This window comes from Parasphingorhabdus sp. NYA22, assembly GCF_976973735.1.
Window position 1 is genome coordinate 320,989 of the sequence record NZ_OZ333477.1, and the last position, 23,746, is coordinate 344,734.

Here is a 23,746-nt window from a genome sequence, read left to right on the forward strand (position 1 = left end):
CGGTTTTGGGACGGGAGAAGCCTGAATGAGGGATAGCGAGCAGCAGTATATCAACGGCAAGTTTGTCGCAGGGTTCCTGCGATGACATTGACCAATATCGCCTTGCGCTATCCGGCTGCTATCGCCGCCGGGCTGGCTCTCATCGCGCTGATCGGAATCGTCTCCGCCTTTACCACACCGATCCAACTCTTCCCCAATATCGAACGGCCACAGCTCTCGATGCAGGCCAGCTGGCGCGCGGCCAGTCCCAAGGAAATGGAAGCGGAAATAGCAATTCCGATCGAGGAACAGCTGCGTGGCATTCCCGGACTGGAAACGATCAACAGCTGGTCGAACAACGGCAATGTCTGGTTCAATCTCGAATTTGCCCTCGGCACGAATATGGACAAGGCCTTTGCCGAAGTGTCGAGCCGGGCGCAGCAGGTGCGCAACTGGCCGCTGGATGCCGACCGCCCGGTTGTCGGCGGCGGCAATGGCCAGCAGGGAGAATCGCTGATCTATCTGTTCATGCAGGCTCTGCCGGACAGCAATATGGACAGCGAGTCACTCGCCCGATTCGCGCGCGACACGGTCATTCCAAAACTGGAAATGATCGAGGGCGTGCAAGGGGTCGATCTGCAGGCCCCGACCGGGGAACGGATATTGCGCATCCGCTTTGATCCCTGGCGGCTCGCCCAGCTCAATCTGACGATTGAAGAATTGTCCGGCGCGGTTGGCCGCTTTCAGGATGTCGGCGGCGGAACCGTCGATGTTGGTCGTCGCGGCTATGCGCTGCGCTTTGAGGGCAATTTCACCGCCGAGCAGATCGGTGACCTGACCGTCGCCCAGCGCGGAACGACAGTCATCCGGATGCGCGATGTCGCTGATATCAATGTCGGGCCGGACAAAGCCTTTGGCGCGACCTATCAAAACGGCAATCCGGCGATCGGCATGCAGGTCATCCGCGAACCCGGCAGCAACACGCTCGACGCGATCAACGCGGTGCTCGCCGAAGTCGAGACATTCAACCAGAACGAGCTGCAGAGTATCGGAGCGAGGATCGAGAAAAGCTTCGACCCGTCGGTTTTCATCAAACGCGCCTTGTCCTTTCTCGGCGGCAATCTGCTGCTCGGAACCCTGCTCGCTGTCGGTCTGCTCTGGCTGTTCGTCCGGCGCACCAGAGCGACCATAATCATCGCGACCACCGTGCCGATCTGCCTGCTCGCCACGCTTGCCGTGCTCGGCATGGCCGGGCGATCGATCAACGTCATTTCCCTTGCCGGCCTCGCCTTTGCCACCGGCATGGTGCTCGACGCCGCGATTGTGGTGATGGAAAATTTCGTGCGCATCAGGAAACAGGGCGCCGAGCCCGGCCCCGCAGCGCTGGAAGCCGTCTCGCAGGTCTGGCCGGCGCTGTTCGCATCGACCGCCACCACCGTGGCGATCTTCATCCCGATCATGTTCATCAAGGATGTCGAAGGCCAGTTGTTCGCCGACTTGGCATTGACCATCGCGATTTCGGTTATCGCCAGCCTGATCGTCGCCGTGACCGTGTTGCCAGCCGCGGCGCGCCATTTCGCCGGTGATCTCGAAATGGATGAGAATGAACGGCGGTGGGACGGCTATGCGGACAGGATATTCAGTCTGATAGACAGCGATCGCAAACGCAGAATCTGGATTCCCTCGCTCATTATCGCGCCGATATTGATCTCCTATTTTCTCTGGCCGCAGACCGACTATCTGCCGGACGTCAAACGCGATGCCGTCGACGCCTGGGTCGGCCTGCCCTCTGGCCAGACGCTGGAAGCGGCGCGCTCGGAAATCGCCGAAGAGGTTGTCCAGCGGCTCGACCCCTATCTCAAGGGCGACAAGCAGCCGGAGCTGCTCAACTATTATCTGTTCGTCAATCCGTGGGGCCTGAACACCGGCATAAGGATCAAGGACCAGTCGCGGATCGAAGAGATGGTCGGCATCGTCAACAACGAGATTCTTTCCGGCTTCCCCGATGTCCAGGCCTTTGCCGCGCAGGGCAGCCTGTTCGGAAATTTTGGCGGCAACGGCAATATCGAGCTCTATCTGCAGGCCGAAGATGACGAAGCCCTGCGACAGGCAGCCCTGGTGGCGACGGACTCGATAAACGCGGCCATTCCCGGCGCGATGGTCAGGGCCAATCCCGACCCGAATGTCGTGGTGCCCGAATTGCGGCTCACGCCCAATGACCGGCGGATCGCCGAACTGGGCATGACCCGGGATCAGGTCGGACGCGCGGTGCGGGCGATGGGTGACGGACTCTATCTCGGCGAATATGTGTCGGAGGGCGAGCGGATGCGCGTGATCATGCGCGGCCTTGAAGCGGTCGACCCCGAAGCGATTGAAAGCGCTCCCATCGTCACCCCGAATGGCGGGGCGGTACCGCTGGGCGAAGTCGCGACCCTGTTGCGCGGCGTCGGCCCGACCCAGATCGCCCATGTCGATGGCCGGAAAACCCTGACCATCAACGTCTCGCCGCCACCGGGCGTCGCCCTTGGCGAGGCGCTCGAAAAGATCGAGGCATTTGCCGAGGGGCCGATCCGCAATGCCCTGCCTCCCGGCGGCACGCTGCGCTACGGCGGCGACGCCGATGCACTGCTCAAGGCAATATCGACACTGAGCGGTAATTTCCTGCTGGCGGCGGCCTTGTTGTTCGTGATCATGGCCGCGCTGTTCCGCTCCGCCCGGGATTCGGCTCTGGTGGTCATCGCCCTGCCGCTGGCCACCGTAGGCGGCGTGATCGGAATCCAGATCCTCAACCTGTTCAAGCCGACTCCGCTGGATCTGCTCGGGATGATCGGCTTTGTTATTCTGCTAGGCATCGTCGTCAACAATGCCATCCTGCTGATGGCCCAGGCCCGCGACTGCGAAGCCGGCGGCATGACCCGGTCGGAAGCCGCTCACGCCGCACTCAGGCTGCGCCTGCGGCCGATCCTGATGACCACCGGCACATCGGTCATGGGCATGTTGCCGCTGGCGCTGGTGCCCGGCCCGGGCAGCGCCATTTATCGCGGGCTTGCCGTCATCATCGTTGGCGGCGTGCTTGTTTCCACCCTGTTCACGCTGGTCCTGCTGCCGGCGCTGATCCAGCTCGGCGGTGCCAGACAAACCGGTCCGACTGACCAAGGATTGCCGCCGAAGCTAACCGGCACACCAGCACTGGAGCCCGCCGAATGACTCTTGCCCTTCCCGATTTTGTCCCCGATCTGGTCAAAACAAATGCCCGCTTGTTCGCAATAGGCAGCGCCTTGTTGCTGGCCGCATTGACCTATTTTCTGTTCTTCGCCTCGAGCCCGGCCGACGGGCAGCAGGGCAGCCCGGATCAGGCCGGGCCGCCGCCGGCGATTGTGACATTGGCCAAGATCGAGCAGACCGCCCTGACTCCCAACTTCACCGCCCCCGGCGATATTGTCGCGGACCGCGATTCGATCGTCGCGTCGGAAGTGGCCGGACGCATTCAATCCACGCTCAGTATCGGTGCGCGGGTCCGCAAAGGCACGGTCATTGCGGTAATCGACAGCCGCAGCGCAAGGCTGGCCCGCGATTCCGCAGCAGCCGAAGTCCGGCGCCTCAAGGCCGACCTGACCTATCAGAACCGGCTGGTCGGGCGGCTGGAGCAATTGCTCAAGGAAGAAGCCGAGTCGGAAGCTTCACTGGATGAAGCCGTTTCGTCCCGCGACCAGACCCGCGCGCGACTCGCCGCGGCACAGGTCGCCTTGGAGACGGCCAATTTTGATCTGTCCCGCACCCGCATCCTCAGCCCGTTCGATGGCCAACTGGTCGAGCGCAAGATCGAGGTCGGCGAATATGCGACGCCGGGCCGCGAAATCGCGCGCATCATCGGCAGGACCGGATCGGAAGCCAGAGTGCGCATTCCCATCGCATCCGCCGGATCGCTCGCCGCCGGTCAGCAGATTAATATCATCGCCAACGGGGAAAGCCGGACATCGCGCATCCGGTCGGTCATCGAAACCGGCGACGAGATCAGCCGGACTCTGGAAGTACGCGCACCGATGGGCACGCATAATCTGAAAATGGGCAGTGCGATATCGATCACCGTGCCGACGGGGATTGAACGCCAGGTGCTCACCGCGCCGCGCGACGCGCTGGTGCTGCGCGACAGCGGAATATTTGTCTATGTCATCAATCCCAAAGACAAAACCGCGAAACGCGTCGATGTGCAGGTCGGCGAGCCCGATGGTGCCCGGGTCGCCATTTCGGGCAAAATTACCGCCGGCGATCTGATCGTCGTGCGCGGCGGCGAGCGGCTGCGTGATGGCCAGCCGGTGACATGGGATGACAAAGACAAAGAAAATGCCGCCGCCTTCTCGAAAAAATCGGCAGGATAGAGTCGCATGAACCGGCATTTGTCATCTTTCGCCCTTTTGCTGTTTCTGTCGGCCTGCGCCATTCGCGGCGGCCCGGAGCTCGACCGGACTGTCGTTCCCGATGCGCCCGACAATTGGGCATCGCGCCCCGATCTGGCGACGGTCAACGAAGGAGACGCGGCCATCGCAGCGATCTATCCGGACGGCTGGATCGGTTCGTTCTCGGATGAAGGTCTCGAACAGGCGGTGCGCGAGTCCTTTGCCGATAATCGCAATCTCCAGTCGGTGCTGGCGCAGTTGCGCGCAGCCCGGGCGGCCATGCGGGTATCGCGCGCCGGTCTGTTTCCGCAGGTCGATCTGTCAGCTTCGGTCACCGATGCCGAAAATGCCGCGACCGTCTATGATGGCGCGCTGGCGGCAAGCTGGGAAGTTGATATCTGGGGCCGCAATCTGGCGCTGGCCGGAGCGGGCAATGCCGATGCCCGGGCTGCCGCTGCCGATTTTGCCGCGGCCAGACAAGCGCTGGCAGCCGCGGTTGTTCAGGCATGGTATGATCGTAGTGCCGCTGCGCTCACCTTCGATCTTGGTACCCGCGATCTGGAACGGCGCAGGGATACGCTGCGCATCACCAACGCCCGGTTCCGCGCCGGGCTCGCCTCCCGGCTCGATGTCCGGCTGGCTCAGGTTGCCGTGTCGAACAGCGAAGACCGGCTGGAAGCGGCAATTCGCGCATCAGCCAATAGCGCGCGGGCGCTGGAAGTGCTGACCGGCCGTTATCCGGCTGGGGAAGCCGAGGGCGCATCCGACCTGATCACACCCGTTGCGCTTCCCGCCGTCACCGCGCCGGTTTCTTTACTCGCTAACCGTCCCGATCTGATTGCAGCCGAAGCGCGGGTCGCAGCCGCTGGCCTGCGGGCGACCGATGCCCGCCACGCGATGTTGCCGCAACTGAATTTGCGCTTCGACGCCGATAGCTCATCGGGCAATTTCGGAGACCTTTTCGACCCGGGCACCTATATCAATGCGATCACCGGCGGTGTGTTACAGCCTTTGTTCCGGGGCGGCGCCCTGCTCGCCGAAGCCGACCGGCAAGGCGAGCAAGCGCGTTCGGCCTTGTTCGATTATGCCCAGGCGACGCTGACCGCCTATCAGGAAGTCGAAAACCGGCTCGATGCTGAGGCGACGCTCGCAAGACAAGTCGACGCCACCGCGACCGCCGCCGAAGAAGCGCGCGCAGCGGTGATCCTGACGCGCAGCCGCTATATCAACGGGCGTTCGACGATATTCGACCTGATCAACTCGCAGACCACCGCTATCGCTGCCGAGACTCGTGCGATCGAGACCCGGCGCGCGCGCATCGAAAACCGCATCAACCTGCATCTGGCGCTGGGCAACGAACCGCTCAGCGCTTAGGCGTCGCCGTCAGAATTTATATCCGACCTCGACACCTAGGCGACGCAGGCCACCGGGCGAGATAAACGACCCGCCAAATTCGACTGCGGTGATCACGTCGTTGAGATAGCGCTTATCGAGCAGATTGTCGGCAAAGGCGGTGATATTCCAGTTATCCCCTTCCAGTCCGAAACGCAGATCGAGAACGCCAAATGCATCGCGCTCTGTAATCGACATATCGCCGTCGCCGACAAATGCCGGGAGCGCCAGCGCTGATCCTGGCAAAAGGCCGCTGAACAGAGTCGGGCCAGTGTCTTCCTGGACGGTGTGGAACCAGGTCGGACCGGTGATGCGATAATCGGCACGCATAACCAGATCAAAACTGTTGGCGATCGGCGCAACCATCTGGGTGCCTAGGTTGATCGTATAATCTGCGGTATGGGGCGACTTGTTGCCAACCGTATATGGACGCGATGCGTTCGCCTTGATCTCGCTTTCGGTGAGATTGACCGAACCGAAAATATCCCAGCCTTCGACAATCTCTGCATTGGCGTTAAATTCTACCCCGTAGATATCGACCTTGTCGATATTCGAGACCACGCGAAGCAGTCCGAATGCACCGACAAAAAATTCGAAGAACTGCATGTCATCGACTTTGGTATAATAGCCGGCAAGATCGAAAGTGATCGCGCCATTGGCTGCCGATCCCTTGATGCCAGCCTCGAATGCGCTCGATGTTTCCTTACGGTAGACATCATTGATCAGCACGTTGGTACCGAGAAACTGGTTGAAGTTCTGATCAACGATCGCGGCAGCTCCCTGGTTGTTGAAACCGCCTGATTTGAAACCAATGCCCCAGTTGGCGTAAATATTCAGGTCGTCGGTCAAACCATAGCGCAGCGAAAGCTTTGGCTGCAGCTCCTTGAATGTTTCCTTCTGGTCCGGAATCGCGCCGAAAGCCTGCCCCGGATTGATCGGGCTGCCGGTGATGGGATCGGTCACCAACGGCACCCGGCTCGAAACTTCGCGCTGCTCGATATCATAGCGCAGCGCCAGACTGACGTCGAAATTGTCGGCCACTTCATAGTCGAGCGAACCGAAGGCAGCATAAACATTGGTGTTGAAGTTGTCGGAAAATAGTTGCGACGTCGGATTGCTGCTATCGGCATCATTGTACAATTGCCGGATAACGCCCTGTCCTAGATCGGCCCCCAGGCTGACTCCGACGTCGCGGTCGATGTTCAGATAATAGGCACCGATCTGCCAGGCCAGTGGCCCATCGCCATTGGAAGAGAGCCGGACTTCGGCACTGATATCGGTCTGTTCGCGAATTTGATATTGGGTGCCGTCACAGGTGGTCGGACTATAGGCGCCAAGGGTTGAACCATTGACCGGATCAAAAATGAACGGGATCGGGTTATTACCGACAAAGGTCGGCGCATTGAGCGGATATCCGGTGAGCTGGGCGGTCGTCGCAAAACAGCTATTGGATGCGTCTACTGATGCCTGGGTCGCGCCAGGGAAAGTGTAGCGCGCAAAATCTGCCGACGTACCATCGGCGGTCAGTGACTGGTCGACGTCGCTGTACAGGGCCCAGGCGGTCAACGTCATCGCTTCAAATTCGTGAGTCAGTTTGACCGACGTCTCGAATGTGGTCTGGTCGTTGGTCGGGCGAATGTTTGAATAATAGCCGAACTCATGATCGTTCACATCTTCGAAAAAGGCCGGATCGACTCCGGCGAAATTGGGGAGATGGAAGGCAGTGTTGAAATTGATCGAGGCACCCGAAAGATCGGCATAGCGCGCCTTCACGTCGATTTCGGTCGCATCGCCCAGTTCGGCAATGAAACGGCCATCAACCGACCAGGTTTCCTGGTCATCGACGACCTTGCGGTTGTCGAGGAAGCTGTTGCGATAAAAGCCGTCACTGGTGTTGTAGGAAGCCGACAGTACCAGACCGGCGCTGTCGCCAATCGGTGTCGAGATATAGCCGGAGGCCTTATAAGTATTATCTTCTGCGGCGCTGAGCTTCACGCCGCCTTCCAATATGTCACTCGGCTTGAGTGTCTGGATGACGATCGCACCAGCGGCAGCATTGCGGCCATAGAGTGCGCCTTGCGGGCCTTTCAAAATTTCGATCTGGCGCAAAGTGCCCTGATCCTGGTTGAGCTGGGCGGTATTGGTCTTGAGAATGCCGTCGACCACGAGCGCAACCGAGCTTTCCGCGTCGCGCGCACCGTTGATGCCGCGGATGTTGATCTGGGTGTCGCCCGCTTCTGCGGTGCCACTGACAATCGTCACGCCCGCGGTCAGCTGGACAAATTCATCCGCCTGCTGGACGCCGGTGCGGTCGAGCATTTCGGCGGTGAACACCGTAACCGATGCCGGCACTTCGGCGAGCAGTTCATCCTGCCGCCGGGCGGTCACGATGATCACATTGCTGTCTTGCGATTCACTGGCATCTTGCTCGCCACCGGTTTGGGCAAGAGCCGGATTGAAACTTACCAGCGCGGCAAAACCGGCTGAAAGTGAAAGAGCTGTTTTCGTGCGACGCATTTTTCTTCCTTCCCTGAATGGAATGATTTGCAGGTCTTTTGACCCGTCAAATAAGTTTAGACGAGCACATTGGCTCCGCTCATATAGACGTAAACTTCCTGAAATTTACCGTCCCGGACTCTCCAGAAATTGGTGTTGTTAAGCAATGTGACACCCCCGTCGGCATCAGTTAGCTCGGCGACAAAGGAAGCGGCAATCCTGCCGTTGGCCTCATCGACGGTGCAGGTGAAATCGCGATGGACGATGGTCTCGTAGGCACCGAAGAAATCCTCGAACATCCGCCGGATTTCTGCCTTGCCGCTATGGCGGGTGAAATCGGTCTGGACGCAGAAGAGTGCGCCGTCGTGGAAACAGTCGAGCGCCGCTTCCATATTCTTCGCATCGACGTTGCCGAAATAGGTCTCGGTTGCCAACTGGATCAGTTCGTCACGGGAGAGGCCGGGTTCATATTGCATCAGGCGTCTCCCTCTTTCAGCAGATTGTCGCCGCTCATATAGACGGTGACATCCTGGAACAGACGATCCTTGCAATAGAAGCGGTTGCAATTTTCATAGCGCAACTGTTCACTGCCATTGGGGGTGATCAGCACAGTGAATTGCGAACAGATCGCGTTTGATCCGGGGTCGGCTGTATGGACAAAATTGCCGTGCCAGATCTGCTCGAAGTCCGCGAACAGCTTCTCGAACATCGCCCGGATCGCATCGCGGCCATTATGGGTAGTGTCAGAGGTGGCCTCATACAACACGGCATCGGGTGCGAAACAGTTGAGCACCTGGGTCAGGTTCTTGTTATCGACCCCGTCAAAATAGCGCTTGGTCACAATATCTACATAGAAGGGGTAAGGCAGCGGCACCTGGCCTGCCATTCCGGGTGTCCAGTCAGTCATCAATACCATCCCTTTCTAATATCTTCGTCTTTTGGCACTTCTGGAGTCGGGAATGCCTTCTTGCTATGGGTCAGACCGAGTTCGATCAGCGTTTCGAGAAATTTATAAGCGACCTGCCCCGGGTTGAGCACCGGGATCGGCAGGTTTTCGTCCAGATATTTGGCTGACTGGTGCATGGTGGTCGAGCCGAGCACGATAACGTCCGCACCATCTTCTTCCATCGCCAGCATGGCTTCGGCCTTGAGCTTGTCGAAGATCACCTCTTCCTTGCCAGCGAGCAATTCGGTGACGTCGGGCCGGGTGTCGATCGAGCGCAGCGAAGCCACCCGTTCCCACCAGCCATATTCGGTGATTGTCTTTTCGTAGAGCGGGAACCATTCCGGCCACATTGTCAGCACGGTGAATTTCTTGCCCAGCATCATCGCGGCGGCAAAAGCCGCCTCGCCGGGCCCGACCACCGGGATATTGAGACGGGAACGCAGTGCGCGAAGGCCGCTGTCGCTGACCGTGTCGATCAGGACGCCGGCATAGCCTTCTTCCTCGGCCTTGATCCCGGCCTGGAAAACGGTCCAGTCCATCAGCAACGTGTCATGATAGCTGTCGCCCAGAGCGGCACCCCAGGGAACGGCGACAAATTCGGGCTGGAAACCCGGTCGTACAAAATCTGAGGGCAATTGTTCGGCGCGAGCGGCGACGCCAGCCTCGTCCATCGGGATCGGAACGATGACTTTTATCCGTTTCATGGCGCTGCCGGCATTGGTCATGGTGATATAAACTCCCTGATGGCGTTCTATTGTATACAATTGCAGTCCGTCAAGCGGAAATTACCGGCGTGGTCAGGACTTGCCCACCAGCCCTTATTGCGCCAAGAGCCTGTTGATGAGCCGTGCTTCTGATCGCGCCTATAGAAAAATACGCAGCTTCATTCTGTCCGGAGAAGTGCGGCCGGGTATGCAATTGACCGAGGAAAGGCTCTCCGAGATTTCCGGAGTGTCGCGAACGCCGGTGCGCGATGCCGTCCAGCGGCTCGAAAATGAAATGCTGCTGGTGCGCAGCGCTTCCAAACGGCTTTCGGTCGCCGACTGGTCGAATGATGAAATCGACGAAATGTTCACCCTGAGGGCGATGCTGGAATCCCATGCTACCGAGAGGGCAGCACTGCGGATGGATGCGGACAGCCTGCGCCGTTTGCGTGAAATAAATGAGGTGCTGACCAATTCGGTGAACCGGCCGGAGCCCGACATCACGACGTTTCTCGATGCCAACCGGCAGTTTCACGATCTGATACTCGCATGCGCGCAATCACCAAGATTGAGCAAATTGCTGCCGGCACTGGTCGAACAGCCGGTCGTCAACCGCACGGCCAATCAATATTCACAGGAAGACCTGATCCAGTCAGGCACCGATCATGACGAACTGATCGCCGCTTTCGCCGCCAAGGATCAGGTCTGGGCCGGCGCGGTAATGACCAGCCATATCCGCCGCGCTTTTCACAGCTTCAGCGGTGCCACGAGGAGCGCGGTCGAAGACTGATCGTCAGATGATGCCGCGATCTCTCAGATCGTCCATTTTGGCGCTGTCCATGCCCAGCAATTCACCATAAATCGCTTCATTGTGCGATCCCAGTTCCGGACCAACGCTGTCGATATGGCCGGGCGTCTTGGACAGTTTCGGCGCGACATTCTGCATCACGAAATGCTCATATTGCGGATGGTCGACTTCCACCAATGCTTCCCGCGCCTTGAAATGGGGATCCTCGAGCATTTCCGGCGCCCGGTAGACGTTACCCGCAGGCACGCCATGTTCCTCGCACATATCCAGCAGGTCCTTGCTCGATATGGTCCTGGTCCATTCCATGATCAGGTCATCCAGTTCCGTCTGGTTTTCGCCGCGCGCGATATGAGTAGCATAGCGCGGATCCTCGCCAAGCTCGGGCCGGCCCATCATCGCCGACATCCGCTTCCAGACGCTGTCCTGATTGCCGCCGATCAAGATGCTGCCGTCGCTGGTCGGGTAGACGTTCGAGGGCGCGATTTTCGGCAGGATCGAGCCGGTCCGTTCGCGGATATGTCCGGCGACCGTATATTCCGCCACGGTCGATTCCATATTGGCGAGCACCGCTTCGTAAATGGCTGAATCGACCACTTGGCCTTCGCCGGTCTTGTGCCGATGCTCCAATGCCATAAGCCCGCCGAGACAGGCATAGGTTGCGGCCAGCGAATCGCCAATGGAAAGCCCCGCACGGCTCGGCGGCCGGTCGGGCTCACCCATGATATAGCGCATGCCGCCCATCGCCTCGCCGATGCCGCCATAGCCGGCACGGTGCGAATAGGGCCCGGTCTGGCCATAGCCCGACACGCGGATCATGATCAGCCCCTTGTTGATCGCGCTGAGCGTCTCGTAATCCAGTCCCCATTTTTCCATGGTTCCGGCGCGGAAATTCTCGAGCAGAAAGTCTGATTTCTCAGCCAGCTTCTTGACGATCGCCTGCCCCTCTTTCTCGCGCAAATTGAGGGTTATCGACTTTTTGTTACGACCGACAACGGAGAACCAGAGCGGAATGCCCTGACCCCAGCTGCGCATCGCATCACCGACCTTGGGCGGCTCTATCTTGATCACTTCGGCGCCGTGATCGCCCATCAGTTGCCCGCAAAACGGACCCGCGATCAGCTGACCCATTTCAATCAGCCGCAAACCTGTCAACGCCCCTTGCGTCATAAAAAATACTCCCGCATCATCCTTTCTCCTATACAAAGCAGCAACAGGATTGTATACAATTTATATGAGCAGAGATACTCAAACAGCGGTCAGCATATTGGAAGTCGGTCCACGGGACGGACTACAGAATGAAGCCGAGATCATTTCGACGGCGGACAAGCTGGGCCTTATAACCCGCATGCTGGACGCTGGCGTGAAGCGCATGGAAGTGGCCAGCTTTGTCCATCCCGGTCGTGTTCCGCAAATGGCAGATGCCGAAGCGGTTATCGCCGGCCTGCCCGACCGCGACGATGTTTCCTATATCGGACTATGCCTGAACAAGCGCGGCGTCTTGCGTGGCCTTGCTACAAGGGAAGGCAATAAACGTGGCATCGACGAAGCCGGCTGTGTGGTGGTCGCGAGCGATACATTCGGCCAGAAGAACCAGGGACAGACCATAAAGGAGGGCATAAAGGAGAATCGCGAGATGATCCGCTTTGCCAAGGCTGAAGGGCTGAAAGCGCAGGTCACCATCTCGGCGGCCTTTGGCTGCCCATTCGAAGGCGCGGTGGATCCCGAGACTGTTCTCCATATCGCCGAAGAAATGGCCGCCGAAGACCCGATGGAAATCGCGCTGGCCGATACCATCGGCGTTGGCGTACCGGCGCAAGTGACCGACCTGTTCGGACGGCTCAGGGAATTGCTCCCCGACCATATCGGCATGCGCGCCCATTTCCATGACACCCGCAACACCGGCATCGCCAATGCCTGGGCCGCTGTTCAGGCGGGCGTGGAGACGCTGGATTCCAGCCTCGGCGGACTGGGCGGCTGTCCGTTTGCGCCCAATGCGACCGGCAACATTGCGACGGAAGATCTGATCAACCTGCTCGACCGCTCCGGCGTCAGCCATGATCTTGATCTGCGCAAAGCCATAGCCACCAACCAGTGGTTTGAAACCAAGCTCGGTCGGCCGTTGCCGTCTCTGGTTGCGAGAGCCGACGCCTGAATGACAAATATATAAGAGAGAGATTGAAATATGGGGTATCGATTAGGTGTCGACGTCGGCGGAACTTTTACTGATCTTCTGCTGATTGACGAAACCACCGGGAAGACGTTCCGGGACAAAGTGCCATCGACCCCGGAAGATCCATCCCAAGCGGTTATCAATGGCGCCCGCGGATTATGCGAGCGTCAGAATATATCCCCCGGTGAAATCGACCTGTTTCTGCACGGAACGACGGTCGCAACCAATGCCGTGCTTGAAAAGAAAATCGCCAAGGTCGGCCTGGTCGTCACCGAAGGCTATCGCCATGTGATGCAGATTGCCCGCAGCCTTGTGCCCGGTGGCCTCGCCGCCTGGATCATCTGGCCCAAGCCCGAACCGATGGCCGCTCTCGAACGGACGATCGAAGCGCCCGAACGGATGGATGCCAAGGGTGAAACCGTCCGCGAACTGGACGAATCCGAGATGCGCGCCCGGCTGGAACAGTTGAAAGCCAGCGAGGAAATAGAAGCGCTGACCATCTGCCTGATGAACAGCTATGTTGATGGCCGGCATGAAAAAGCCGTCGCTGCGATCTGCGCCGAAGTCTTCCCTGATATCCCTATTTCCATCTCGTCAGATATTTTGCCCGAGATGCAGGAATATGAGCGTGCCCTCACCACGGTTGCAAACAGTGCCGTGCGCCCGGCCGTGGCGCGCTATGTCGGCAATCTGGAAAAAGAGCTGAAGGATTGGGGCACCAAGGCGAAGCTCAACCTGCTGCGTTCCGACGGCGGATTGATGTCCGCCGAGAAAAGCGCCGAGGCTCCGGTCAACCTGCTGATGTCCGGCCCGGCTGGCGGTGTCGCCGGCGCGGTCTGGGTAGCAAAAAGCGCCGACGTGAAAAACATTCTCACGCTCGACATGGGTGGCACCTCGACCGATGTGGCGCTGATCGAAAATGGTGAGGCACGGCTGCAGCGGGAAACCTCGGTCGGTGACCTGAATGTCCGCGCTTCGTCGATCGACGTCAAAACCGTCGGTGCCGGCGGCGGGTCAATCGCTTTCGTTCCCGAACTGACCAAGGCTCTACGCGTTGGCCCGGAAAGCGCCGGCGCCCAGCCAGGACCAGTTGCCTATGGCAAAGGCGGCGAACAGCCGACTGTGACCGACGCCAATGTCGTGCTCGGCTATCTGCCCGAATCGTTGCTCGGCGGCAGTTTCAAGCTGGACCGGGAGGGCGCGACTAAAGCGGTCCAGACGATAGCCGATGCGCTTGGCATCGAGCTGATGGACGCCGCCGCCGGCATCATCGATATTGTTAACGAAAATATGTTCGGCGCGCTGCGACTGGTCTCTGTTCAACAGGGCTATGACCCGCGCGACTTCGCCCTGATGGGCTTTGGCGGTGCGGGACCGCTGCACGCCAATGCGATGGGCAAGCTGATGAACAGCTGGCCGGTGATCATTCCGCCGTCGCCCGGGGTACTCTGCGCCTATGGCGATGCGACGACACGGCAACGCGTCGAAACCCAGCGCAGCTTCAACAAGATGGTCCAGAACACGACCGATGAAGAGCTCACCGCCTATCTCGACAGTCTCGGCGCGCAGGTAAAGCAGGAGCTGGAAGCCGAGGATGTCGCGCCCGGTGATATCGAGCTGCTCTACGAAATCGACATCCGCTATGCGGGGCAAGCCTTTGAAATTCCGCTATCGGTGGAACCGGAAGGCCTTTCGATCGAAAGCCTGATCGCCCGCTTCGATACCGAGCATGAGCGATTATTCACCTTCAATCTCGACGAGACGCCGCACGAGATCGTCAACGTGCGCGCCGTCGCGCTGGGCAAGAGCGCCGATGTTGCACCGCCTGTCATTGAAAAAGGCGAAGCCGACCCATCCAGCGCCAAGACCCGTGATCATCAACTCTATATGGACGGCAAGATGCAGGATGCGGTGATTTATGACCGCGCTCTGCTCAAAGCCGGCAATCGCGTAGCCGGTCCTGCGATTATTACCGAAATGGACTCCACCACTCTCGTTCACAGCGGCTGCGATGCGCTGGTCGACGACCATGGCAATCTGATCATCAACCCGGTGGAAGGAGCCTGATATGCCCGCACAGATTATTGAAACCAACAAAGCTCCGTTCAACAAGGTCGAGGTCGATCCGGTCACCCTCGACATCATGGAAAATGCCCTGCGCAACGCCCGGATCGAGATGGACGCCACATTGGTGCGCACCGCGATGTCGCCGGGAATCAGGGAACAGGGCGATGCCTTTCCGCTGATCGCCGACCGCGCCGGCAAGATGGTGGTCGGCCAGTTCGGCAGCTTCATCGACGGCTTCCTGCGCTCCTATCCCGGCACGATCGAGGAAGGCGATATGATCTTCCTCAGCGATCCGTACAGCTGCGACGGCGCCGTCAGCCACAATAATGACTGGCTGGTTTTGCTGCCGGTCTATCGCGGCGGCAGGCTGGTCGCCTGGACCGCGATGTTCGGTCACCAGTCCGACATTGGCGGCAAGGTCGCCGGCTCGATCCCGATCGACAGCAAGAGTGTCTTTGAAGAAGGCGTCCGAATTCCGCCGGTAAAAATCTACCAGAAGGGCGTTTATAACGAGGAGATGGTCAAGGTCGTCCTGCACCAGAGCCGCAAGCCGGACTGGTGCGCTGCCGATCTCAACGCGCTGATCGCCTCCTGCCGTGTGGCGGCCCGCCGAGTCGACGAAATGTGCGGGCGCTTTGGCGAGGATGAATTTGCCAGCGCCACCGATCTACTGCTGGCGCGCAACCATCGCGCGATGAAACATCTGATCGAAACCAGCATCGGCGAGGAACCGGTCAGCTTCTCCGATTATATCTGTGACGACGGCGTCGGCTTCGGTCCGTACAAGATCAGCTGCAAGATGTGGCGCGAGGGCGGCAAGGTCATTCTCGATTTCGAAGGCACCGATCCGCAGGCGCCAAGCTCGATCAACTTCTTTCTCAACGAGAATATGTTCAAGATGTTCTTCGGCATCTACATGATCATGGTGTTCGATCCGCAGATATTGTTCAACGACGGCTTTTACGATCTGGTCGACGTGCGGATTCCCGAAGGGTCTCTGCTCAAGCCGAAATATCCCGCCGCGCTCGCCGGACGCACCCATGCACTCGGGAGGATTTTCGACATATTGGGCGGCCTGCTTGGCCAGCGCCAGCCCGAATTCCTCAACGGCGCGGGTTTCTCCTCGAGCCCGCATCTGATGTATTCCGGTTTCGACAAGTCCGGTGAATGGTTTCAGCTGTTCCAGATCGGCTTTGGCGGCATTCCCGGACGTCCCTTTGGCGATGGCCCGGATGGTCACTCGCTGTGGCCCGGCTTCACCAATGTCCCGAACGAGTTTCTCGAGAAATATTTCCCGCTCAGGATCGAGCGCTATGAAGCCAAGCCTGATAGCGGCGGCGCCGGACTGTTCCGCGGCGGCAATGGCATCCATATGACCTACCGGTTCCTCGAACCCGGAACGGTGGCGATTCACGATGACCGCTGGTTCACCTATCCGTGGGGCGTCAACGGCGGCCAGCCGGGCGACCGCGCCACCAAGATACTGGAGCGCGCCGACGGATCAACAGAGGTTGTCGGCAACAAGCAGGACGGCATCGAAGTGCGCGAGGGCGATCTGCTTCACTTCATCACCTGGGGCGGCGGCGGCTGGGGCAACCCACTGGAACGTGATCCCGAACTGGTCGCGCTGGAAATCCGCCAGGGACTGGTGACCGTCAAAGGCGCCCGCGACTATGGCGTCGTCATTGCCGGGGACGGCAGTGTCGATGGTCCGGCAACGGAAAGCCTGCGCGCCGAAATGGCAGAGAATGCCGTCGAGACCGACGGACCGTTCAACTTTGGTCCCGATATCGAAACGCTGCGGGCCAATTGTCTGGAAGAAACCGGACTGCCGGCACCTGTCCAACCGGGAACCGTTGCCGCCTAGCATCTGGCCGCTATCCAAAGTGCGGTTTGTCGCACCTTATCCAAGCCCCTAGACTGGTAGCCAATCCAGTCACGGGAGAGGTGTGATCGTCGACAGCAATACAGATGTTCTGATCATCGGTGCGGGGGCAGCGGGTCTCACCGCAGCGCTGGCGGCGCACGAATCCGGTGCCTCGGTCCGTCTGATCGAGAAGCAGGACCGGCTCGGTGGAACCGCAGCGATATCCGGCGGCGTGGTCTGGCTCCCCGATCATGACCAGATGGCGGCGCAGGGCAAAGAGGACAGTGTCGCCGAGGCACTCGCCTATTTTCTGTCGCTCGATCATGGCGAGATGGATGAAGCGGTGCTCGGTGCCTTTGTTACCGAAGCGCGGCAGATGCTCACCTTCCTGACCGGCATCGATGCGATCAAGCTGACGATGATGCCGGACTATCCGGATTATTACGAGGATCGTCCCGGCGCCAAGGCGGATGGCGGACGATCGCTCGACAATGAGCTTTTTGATTTCACTTCGCTCGGCGAATGGAGAGACCGTGTGTTCGAAAATGGTCCATCGCCACGAATGATGCTGCGCGAAACGCCGCTAGGTGGCGGCAGCGGAGTGGTTGATCCCGCAGAATTGCAACGGCGCAATGCCGAAGATTTGCGCGGCTGGGGCCAGGCTCTCGTCGGGCGTCTGCTCAAGGCCTGTCTGGATCGTAGTATAGAGCCAGTTCTCGGTTGTGGCGGTTACCGGCTTTGCGTCGAAAATGGCCGGGTGACCGGGGCCATCGTCGAGTGCGGCACGGCGCAAGAAACAATCACAGCACGAAACGGCGTAATATTGGCCACCGGCGGATTCGAGTGGAATGACGCGCTGAAGCATGCCTTTCTGCGCGGGCCGCTCGAAGCACCAGCGTCGCCGCCGACCAATCGCGGCGATGGCCTGAAAATGGCGATGGCAGCGGGCGCAGGCCTCGGCAATATGACCAGCGCCTGGTGGGTTCCGACCCTCGCGATACCCGAAGCGCAATGGCAAAGCGGCGAGATCCGCAACATGCCGGTGCTGATCGAGCGGACCCTGCCCCACGGCATCATGGTCAACCGCGACGGCAAGAGATTCTGCAACGAAGCGGCGAACTATTCCGCGCTCGCAGGGGCCTTTCATGCCTTCAATCCGGCGACCTATGATCATCCCAACCTGCCCGCCTATCTGATCTTCGATTCGCAATATCGGGAGCGCTATCCGCTGTCCTCCATCATGCCCGGCACTCCGCTGCCCGAATGGGTGGCGCAGGCGGATTCGCTCGAACAGCTCGCGGCACAGATCGGGGTCGATGCTACAGAGCTCACGGCCACGGTCGACCGCTTCAACGAGCTGGCCGACCAACTGGACGATCAGGATTTCGGCCGCGGCAAAACCGACTATGACCGCTTCTACGGCGACCGCTCCAGAGAAGGCGCGGGAGCCACATTGGGCAGTCTGGGCAAGGCGCCTTATTACGCGGTGGAAATCAGGATGGGCGCGCTCGGCACCAATGGCGGCGCGAAAACCAACGCGCAGGCACAGATAGTGGATGTCAACGGCGAACCGATTGCGGGACTATTCGGCGCCGGCAATGTTATCAGCGCGCCGACCGGCAGCGTTTATGCCGGAGCGGGCGGAACGTTGGGGCCAGCTCTGACATTTGGCTATATTGCGGGCCGTGCGGCGGCCCAAAGGGCCAATCAATAACCGATACGATCAAGGGGATGAAATAATGGGGATACTGGATCAATTCAAACTCGACGGCGAAGTCGCTGTTGTCACCGGCGCCGGCAAGGGAATCGGACGGGCGATTGCGCTCGGGCTGGCCGAAGCGGGGGCCGATGTGGCGGTCGCCGCGCGCTCTGCCGATGATCTGGAAAAGGTTGCCGGGGAAATTCGCGCCATGGGCCGCCGCGCCATTGCGGTTCCGACGGATGTGACGAGCCGCGCCGCTCTGGAAAATCTCGCCAACCGCGCGGTCGAGGAACTGGGTCGGCTGACGATCTGGGTCAGCAATGCCGGCGGTCTGCCAGATGGCATGCCCCGATATCTGACGCGCACCCCGGAAGAAAGCTGGGACGCGCAGATAGAACTCAATCTGAAGAGCGTATGGATGGGCGCCGTCGCCGCAGCCAATCGCATGAGCGACAAGGGCGGTGCGATCATCAACATCTCCTCGCGCGCCGCAATCGGCGGACAGGTCAAGAATGCTCCTTATGGCGCGTCCAAGGCGGCGGTGAACAGCCTGACCGCAAGCCTGTCGCTCGAGCTCGCACCGAACATTCGCGTCAATGCAGTGGCTCCCGGCCCGATCCCGACCGAGAATTTCGACGAGTCCATGGGCATCGACTCCGAAGAAAAACGCGCGGCTCTGCTCAAGCAGTTCCAGATCCCGCTGGCCCGCTTTGGCCGGGAAGACGATATTGCCGCTGCGGTGGTCTATATGGCTTCGCCGGCGTCAAGCTGGGTAACCGGCCAGTGTCTCTATGTAACCGGGGGCAAGTGACCCCCTAGGCCCGCTGGCGCTTCATCCACACCCAGACGCGCCAATAGTGGAAGCCAGCCCAGAGGTTGAAAAGAGCCAATACCATCAGCGCCTGCTGCAATGCGCTCGCTTCCAGATCGCGGTTACCGCCAGCGAAATAGTCGGACAGACCGCCGACAAAGACCGGACCGATGCCCAGTCCGATCAGGCCGGCCAACATCAGATAGATCGCCACTGCCATGGCCCGGGTCCGGTCGCTGGCCAATGACTGGACCGCAGCGAAGCTGGGACCGAAATAGAAGGTCGCGGCAAAGGTTGGAAATCCGAGCAGGGCAATCGCTACATTGGCGTTCTCGGCATAGATAGCCGCGATCATCCCGGGGGCAGCGAGCACCAGAACCAGTCCGCTAGCCAGCAACGGCAGCGCAGGATCCCGCTTGCCGATCAGATCGCCGGTCTTGCCGCCAAACCAGGCCCCGAAACCACCGGTTATCCCGACCATCACGCCGAGTTTCCAGCCAAGCTCGCCATAGTTCATGCCGTGCACGCGGACAAACAGTCCGCCGTAGAAACTGGCCAGGCCATAAGATATGAATTGTACCAGCACCCCGGCAGCAACCAGATGCCAATAAGCCGGTTTGCGCGACAGTTCGAGCAAAGCTGCCCGCAAGGTCATCTCGCCTGCCGCTGGTTGAAAGGCTTTGGCCAGACTGACCTTGCCGCGCGGATCGGGCACGGTGAACCAGATTACCAGTGCGATGATCAGCCCCGGCAAGCCGGCCAGCAGGAATGCGGCCCGCCAGCTGAACATTTCCGTAATATAGCCGCCGCCAGCATAAGCAATGAACGCGCCGATCGGCACCGCTGCGCCCATGATTCCGAGCGCTCCGGCGCGGCGTTCGGGCGGGAACAGATCGGCGATCAGACTGTGCGACGCTGGCGCCGATCCCGCTTCGCCAATACCGACGCCAACGCGCGCCAGGAACAGCTGCACAAAACTGCCCGCCAGTCCGCAAAGCACCGTCATCAGAGACCATATGGCGATAGCAATGGCGATAATCCGGCTGCGGTTCCAGCGATCCGCAAGGGCAGCCAGCGGAATCGCCAGCGTGGTATAGAAAATCGCAAAAGACAGGCCGGTCATCAGGCCAAGCTGCGTGTCCGAGAGGCCAAGGTCGCGCTTGATCGGCTCGGCGACAATCGAGATCACCTGCCTGTCGAGAAAATTGAGCATGGTGACAATGAACAGGACGGCAAGCGCATAATTTGCACGTCGCCGCGAAGCAGATTCAATATCTGCCTTATTCTCGATGCCCTCGTTGGGGCGGATGTCCTCTACCATGGACAAGCTATGACAGGATTATTTTCCTCCCGGCACCCTTTGTTTAGCTAGGACCGATCATCCGTCTGGTCAGAGAGACTGCCCGTCATCGACGATGATATCCGACCCCGTGACCATCCGCGATGCATCGGAAGAGAAATAGAGCATCATCGGATCGAGCGATTCGATATCCTGCAAGCGCCGACGGTGAAAACCGGCAATTTGGGCCTCACCACCCGCAGTCTGGTACCAGTCACCCTGGATCTCGGTCGGAATATAGCCGGGATGAATGGTGTTCACATTGACCCCCATCCGCACCCATTCACGCGCCAGATTGCGGCCGAGATGGGTCACGCCCGCTTTGCTCGCGGCATAAGCGCTGTCGCCTTCGCCGGTCAGCCGCGAGGTGATCGAACCGATGATGACGATCCGGCCGTTCTCCTTTTCACGGCTGCCGCTGGCGATCAGCCGCTTGGCCCCTTCGCGCGCTACCAGATAAACGCCCTTGAAATTAGTATCGAGCAACATCTGCAACCGGTCCGCCGGCACCTCGGTCGATCGCCCGGTCGCGGCCACGCCGGCATTGGCGACGATCGTATCGACCGTACCGAATTTCGCCTCTGCCGCATCATAGGCGGCGATGATCGAAGCCTCGTCGGTAACATCCAGCGGAACCGCCAGCGCTTTACCACCTGCATCGATAATTTCTTTCGCCAAAGCATCGGTCCGGTCGGTTCGCCGGGCACCCAGAACAACATTGGCGCCAGCGGCGGCAAACAGCCTGGCGAAACGCGCGCCAAAACCCGATGAGGCACCGGCGATCAGCGCGGTGCGGCCTGCGAGGGAAAAGGGAATATCCATAATGTCTCTGCTCCGGGGTAGATTGTGCAACAAGCTCTAGACGATCCCGAAATGCTCGGCCAATAGTCAATTGCATAGGAGAAGATCATGATCGACACGTCCATCGACTTTACCGGCCAAACCGTTTGCATAATCGGCGGCTCGAGCGGCATCGGCAATGCCACCGCGCAGGCCTTTCGCGGCTGTGGGGCCGAGGTCCATGTCACGGGAACACGGGCCAGCGAAGCGGATTATGACCAAGGTTCCGATCTGGCCGGCCTGACCTATCACCAGCTTGATGCGGGTGACGATGCCGCGATCATCGCATTGCGACAGAAATTCGCCAAGCTCGACATACTTGTGTGCTCGCAGGGCATGGTGATGTACAAACGCGCCGAATTCGAGCCGGAAAATTTCGCCAAGGTCGTGCAGGTCAATCTCAACAGTCTGATGACCTGCGCCGGGCAATTTTATGATCTGCTGAAAGACGCGAAGGGTTCGCTGGTCATCATCAGTTCGACCGCCGCCTTTCACGCGACCGTCGGCAATCCCGGCTATAATGCCTCCAAGGCTGGTGCTGCCGGATTGACGCGGACATTAGGCAAAGCCTGGGCACCGGACGGCATCCGGGTCAACGGTATCGCACCGGGTCTGATCGCGACCAAGATGACCAAGGTCACCACCGACAATCCCAAACGCCGGGAAGCGACCATCCGGTCGATCCCGCTCGGCCGCATCGGTGATCCGGATGATATGGCGGGACTGGTGCTGTTCCTCGCGTCACCATTGGCCGGCTATATTGTCGGGCAGACAATCATCGCTGACGGGGGTCTATTGCTGTAACGCAAGTCCGGAGGGCTGGTCGGTCATCGCCTTGCTGGTCCACCAGAACAGGCAGACCGAGACGATCAGACTGACCACCGCGGTTACCATGACGGCGTAGCTCAGCGACATGGAGCCATATTCATCGGCCCAACCATCGCTCATCACGCCGATCAACGCCGGCCCGATCGCATAGCCCAGCAGATTGGCGAGCAGACTGCCCACGGCAGAAGCCGTGCCCCGTTCGGTCGGCTTTACTGCGGCCTGGATCATCGAATAGGCTGCGCCCTGGGTCGAAACGAGCAATATATAACCGACGACATAAAGTCCCAGCGTCCATTGCAGACTCTCGGCGAGCAAGCAGGAAGCCCAGAAAGGCAAGGTCAGCGCCAGCGCCAGGGCGCAATACCACGGGCGCCATTTCGGCGTTCTTTTAGCAAGATAGTCGGCCAGGAACCCGCCAAATATCATCCCGGGGACACCGCCAATGAACAAAACTGCACCAAGATAAAGTCCGGCCTCTCCCTGGGTAATTTCAAATTTGCGGATCAGGATCGGCGCCAGCCAGATGGCAAAGGCAAAAGACGGGATATTGGCGAAAGCATTGGCTGAAATCACCCGGGCAACAATGGAGTTGCGCCAGAGCGAAAGCATGGCTGTCTTGAATGGCTCCTGTTTCTCGGCACCGGATGCCTTGGGATCGCCTTGAAAATAGCGTCCGCGAACCGGCTCCCTGATCGTCAGATAGATGATGATCCCAAGGATCACGCCGGGCAGACCCAGAAGAATGAAAGCCCAGCGCCAGCCATATTCCGCAGCAAGATAGCCGCCCGCAGAGTAGCCCAGCACCGGCCCCAGTACCGCGCCCGCCGCAAATATACCCATGGCTCGGGACAGCTCGTGCGGGGCAAAATAATCGGTGATGATCGACACCGACGGCGGCGCGCCTCCGGCCTCGCCGACGCCGACCCCAAGGCGCGCCAGAAACAGCGTCCAGAAACCGGTCGCCGCACCGCATAATGCTGCCATGACGCTCCACAGCGATACGGCAACGGCGATCATGGTACGGCGATTGGTGCGATCGGCCAGCCGGCCGGCGGGAATACCCAGAAGCAGATAGAATATTGTGAAGGCTGTGCCAGCGAGCAGACCAATCTGCGTGTCGCTCAGGACAAATTCGGCTTTGATATCCTCGATCAGGATCGACATCACCAGACGGTCGGTGATGTTGAACATGAAGGTCAGCATCAGCATGATCAGGACATAATATCGATAGATGCCGCCAGAGGCCGGACTGGAATTTTTGTTCATCTTCACCCTCTCCAAAGGATGATGATGGCCTAGCGTGAAAAAGGGGACAGAACCAGCGTGGCTCTATCCCCTTAAATGATAGGATGTCGTCGTCATGCTGAACTTGATTCAGCACCCGGAGCCATGGTCGCGCA

General features: G+C 59.7%; 18 protein-coding genes. 10 read left to right on the forward strand and 8 right to left on the reverse strand.

Going from position 1 to position 23,746, the window contains the following annotated elements; all coding sequences use genetic code 11:
- The first annotated feature begins 81 nt into the window (after window positions 1-81).
- The 3 genes from ACWFTY_RS01570 to ACWFTY_RS01580 are packed head-to-tail and all read left to right on the forward strand — an operon-like array spanning window position 82 to window position 5,750.
- Complete coding sequence (locus ACWFTY_RS01570; RefSeq protein WP_447525650.1) at window positions 82-3,186, forward strand: efflux RND transporter permease subunit; 3,105 nt, start codon at window positions 82-84, stop codon at window positions 3,184-3,186.
- On the forward strand, window positions 3,183-4,358 hold the full coding sequence (locus tag ACWFTY_RS01575) for an efflux RND transporter periplasmic adaptor subunit (RefSeq protein ID WP_447525651.1): 1,176 nt from the start codon (window positions 3,183-3,185) through the stop codon (window positions 4,356-4,358). Before ACWFTY_RS01570 ends, ACWFTY_RS01575 begins: the two co-directional genes overlap by 4 nt.
- A gap of 6 nt (window positions 4,359-4,364) precedes the next feature.
- Window positions 4,365-5,750 carry an efflux transporter outer membrane subunit gene (locus tag ACWFTY_RS01580; RefSeq protein ID WP_447525652.1) on the forward strand — a complete coding sequence of 462 codons (1,386 nt, stop codon included), beginning with the start codon at window positions 4,365-4,367 and terminating at the stop codon, window positions 5,748-5,750.
- Between the two features lie 9 nt (window positions 5,751-5,759).
- Here the strand turns inward: ACWFTY_RS01580 and ACWFTY_RS01585 are convergent, their stop codons facing one another.
- Genes ACWFTY_RS01585 through ACWFTY_RS01600 form a run of 4 tightly spaced genes read right to left on the reverse strand, consistent with a single transcriptional unit; the run spans window position 5,760 to window position 9,935 of the window.
- Complete coding sequence (locus ACWFTY_RS01585) at window positions 5,760-8,285, reverse strand: TonB-dependent receptor (protein WP_447525653.1); 2,526 nt, start codon at window positions 8,283-8,285, stop codon at window positions 5,760-5,762.
- Window positions 8,286-8,341: 56 nt separating this feature from the next.
- Window positions 8,342-8,740 (reverse strand): nuclear transport factor 2 family protein, encoded by a 399-nt coding sequence (locus ACWFTY_RS01590; RefSeq protein WP_447525654.1) that lies wholly within the window; start codon window positions 8,738-8,740, stop codon window positions 8,342-8,344.
- Window positions 8,740-9,171 (reverse strand): nuclear transport factor 2 family protein, encoded by a 432-nt coding sequence (locus ACWFTY_RS01595; protein WP_447525655.1) that lies wholly within the window; start codon window positions 9,169-9,171, stop codon window positions 8,740-8,742. The genes ACWFTY_RS01590 and ACWFTY_RS01595 overlap by 1 nt, the downstream gene beginning before the upstream one ends.
- The gene (locus tag ACWFTY_RS01600) at window positions 9,171-9,935 is read right to left on the reverse strand and encodes an aspartate/glutamate racemase family protein (protein WP_447525656.1); all 765 of its coding nucleotides are present in this window, start codon (window positions 9,933-9,935) and stop codon (window positions 9,171-9,173) included. Before ACWFTY_RS01600 ends, ACWFTY_RS01595 begins: the two co-directional genes overlap by 1 nt.
- A gap of 115 nt (window positions 9,936-10,050) precedes the next feature.
- On the opposite strand from ACWFTY_RS01600, the gene ACWFTY_RS01605 reads away from it, so the two are divergent.
- Window positions 10,051-10,704 (forward strand): GntR family transcriptional regulator, encoded by a 654-nt coding sequence (locus ACWFTY_RS01605; protein WP_447525657.1) that lies wholly within the window; start codon window positions 10,051-10,053, stop codon window positions 10,702-10,704.
- Window positions 10,705-10,707: 3 nt separating this feature from the next.
- On the opposite strand, the gene ACWFTY_RS01610 is transcribed toward ACWFTY_RS01605, so the two are convergent.
- Window positions 10,708-11,889, reverse strand: a complete 1,182-nt coding sequence (locus ACWFTY_RS01610; RefSeq protein WP_447525658.1) for a CaiB/BaiF CoA transferase family protein — start codon at window positions 11,887-11,889, stop codon at window positions 10,708-10,710.
- A gap of 64 nt (window positions 11,890-11,953) precedes the next feature.
- Between ACWFTY_RS01610 and ACWFTY_RS01615 the strand changes: the two genes are divergently transcribed.
- From ACWFTY_RS01615 to ACWFTY_RS01635, 5 genes are all read left to right on the forward strand, one after another.
- The gene (locus ACWFTY_RS01615) at window positions 11,954-12,874 is read left to right on the forward strand and encodes a hydroxymethylglutaryl-CoA lyase (protein WP_447525659.1); all 921 of its coding nucleotides are present in this window, start codon (window positions 11,954-11,956) and stop codon (window positions 12,872-12,874) included.
- Between the two features lie 30 nt (window positions 12,875-12,904).
- Window positions 12,905-14,959, forward strand: coding sequence for a hydantoinase/oxoprolinase family protein (locus tag ACWFTY_RS01620; protein ID WP_447525660.1), 2,055 nt, complete (start codon window positions 12,905-12,907; stop codon window positions 14,957-14,959).
- Between the two features lies 1 nt (window position 14,960).
- A complete protein-coding gene (locus tag ACWFTY_RS01625; RefSeq protein WP_447525661.1) occupies window positions 14,961-16,826 on the forward strand; it encodes a hydantoinase B/oxoprolinase family protein in 1,866 nt (621 codons plus the stop codon).
- Between the two features lie 82 nt (window positions 16,827-16,908).
- Window positions 16,909-18,540, forward strand: a complete 1,632-nt coding sequence (locus ACWFTY_RS01630) for an FAD-dependent oxidoreductase (RefSeq protein WP_447525662.1) — start codon at window positions 16,909-16,911, stop codon at window positions 18,538-18,540.
- Between the two features lie 25 nt (window positions 18,541-18,565).
- Window positions 18,566-19,339, forward strand: coding sequence for an SDR family NAD(P)-dependent oxidoreductase (locus ACWFTY_RS01635; protein ID WP_447525663.1), 774 nt, complete (start codon window positions 18,566-18,568; stop codon window positions 19,337-19,339).
- 4 nt (window positions 19,340-19,343) lie between these two features.
- Here the strand turns inward: ACWFTY_RS01635 and ACWFTY_RS01640 are convergent, their stop codons facing one another.
- Complete coding sequence (locus tag ACWFTY_RS01640) at window positions 19,344-20,660, reverse strand: spinster family MFS transporter (RefSeq protein ID WP_447525664.1); 1,317 nt, start codon at window positions 20,658-20,660, stop codon at window positions 19,344-19,346.
- Between the two features lie 69 nt (window positions 20,661-20,729).
- Window positions 20,730-21,500: an SDR family NAD(P)-dependent oxidoreductase gene (locus tag ACWFTY_RS01645; protein WP_447525665.1), complete on the reverse strand. Its 771-nt coding sequence runs from the start codon at window positions 21,498-21,500 to the stop codon at window positions 20,730-20,732.
- Window positions 21,501-21,587: 87 nt separating this feature from the next.
- On the opposite strand from ACWFTY_RS01645, the gene ACWFTY_RS01650 reads away from it, so the two are divergent.
- Window positions 21,588-22,322 (forward strand): SDR family NAD(P)-dependent oxidoreductase, encoded by a 735-nt coding sequence (locus ACWFTY_RS01650; protein WP_447525666.1) that lies wholly within the window; start codon window positions 21,588-21,590, stop codon window positions 22,320-22,322.
- Here ACWFTY_RS01650 and ACWFTY_RS01655 read toward each other — a convergent pair.
- Complete coding sequence (locus ACWFTY_RS01655) at window positions 22,311-23,612, reverse strand: spinster family MFS transporter (protein ID WP_447525667.1); 1,302 nt, start codon at window positions 23,610-23,612, stop codon at window positions 22,311-22,313. The two genes, ACWFTY_RS01650 and ACWFTY_RS01655, sit on opposite strands and share 12 nt — an antisense overlap.
- Window positions 23,613-23,746 lie beyond the last annotated feature (134 nt).

Bases quoted from the DNA above. Each gene is read 5' to 3' on its own strand.
- ACWFTY_RS01640 (WP_447525664.1), bottom strand. From the start codon at position 20,660: ATGGTAGAGGACATCCGCCCCAACGAGGGCATCGAGAATAAGGCAGAT.
- ACWFTY_RS01625 (WP_447525661.1), top strand. From the start codon at position 14,961: ATGCCCGCACAGATTATTGAAACCAACAAAGCTCCGTTCAACAAGGTC.
- ACWFTY_RS01590 (WP_447525654.1), bottom strand. From the start codon at position 8,740: ATGCAATATGAACCCGGCCTCTCCCGTGACGAACTGATCCAGTTGGCA.
- ACWFTY_RS01575 (WP_447525651.1), top strand. From the start codon at position 3,183: ATGACTCTTGCCCTTCCCGATTTTGTCCCCGATCTGGTCAAAACAAAT.
- ACWFTY_RS01610 (WP_447525658.1), bottom strand. From the start codon at position 11,889: ATGACGCAAGGGGCGTTGACAGGTTTGCGGCTGATTGAAATGGGTCAG.
- ACWFTY_RS01595 (WP_447525655.1), bottom strand. From the start codon at position 9,171: ATGACTGACTGGACACCCGGAATGGCAGGCCAGGTGCCGCTGCCTTAC.
- ACWFTY_RS01600 (WP_447525656.1), bottom strand. From the start codon at position 9,935: ATGACCAATGCCGGCAGCGCCATGAAACGGATAAAAGTCATCGTTCCG.
- ACWFTY_RS01645 (WP_447525665.1), bottom strand. From the start codon at position 21,500: ATGGATATTCCCTTTTCCCTCGCAGGCCGCACCGCGCTGATCGCCGGT.
- ACWFTY_RS01580 (WP_447525652.1), top strand. From the start codon at position 4,365: ATGAACCGGCATTTGTCATCTTTCGCCCTTTTGCTGTTTCTGTCGGCC.
- ACWFTY_RS01585 (WP_447525653.1), bottom strand. From the start codon at position 8,285: ATGCGTCGCACGAAAACAGCTCTTTCACTTTCAGCCGGTTTTGCCGCG.
- ACWFTY_RS01605 (WP_447525657.1), top strand. From the start codon at position 10,051: ATGAGCCGTGCTTCTGATCGCGCCTATAGAAAAATACGCAGCTTCATT.
- ACWFTY_RS01650 (WP_447525666.1), top strand. From the start codon at position 21,588: ATGATCGACACGTCCATCGACTTTACCGGCCAAACCGTTTGCATAATC.
- ACWFTY_RS01570 (WP_447525650.1), top strand. From the start codon at position 82: ATGACATTGACCAATATCGCCTTGCGCTATCCGGCTGCTATCGCCGCC.
- ACWFTY_RS01635 (WP_447525663.1), top strand. From the start codon at position 18,566: ATGGGGATACTGGATCAATTCAAACTCGACGGCGAAGTCGCTGTTGTC.
- ACWFTY_RS01655 (WP_447525667.1), bottom strand. From the start codon at position 23,612: ATGAACAAAAATTCCAGTCCGGCCTCTGGCGGCATCTATCGATATTAT.
- ACWFTY_RS01620 (WP_447525660.1), top strand. From the start codon at position 12,905: ATGGGGTATCGATTAGGTGTCGACGTCGGCGGAACTTTTACTGATCTT.
- ACWFTY_RS01615 (WP_447525659.1), top strand. From the start codon at position 11,954: ATGAGCAGAGATACTCAAACAGCGGTCAGCATATTGGAAGTCGGTCCA.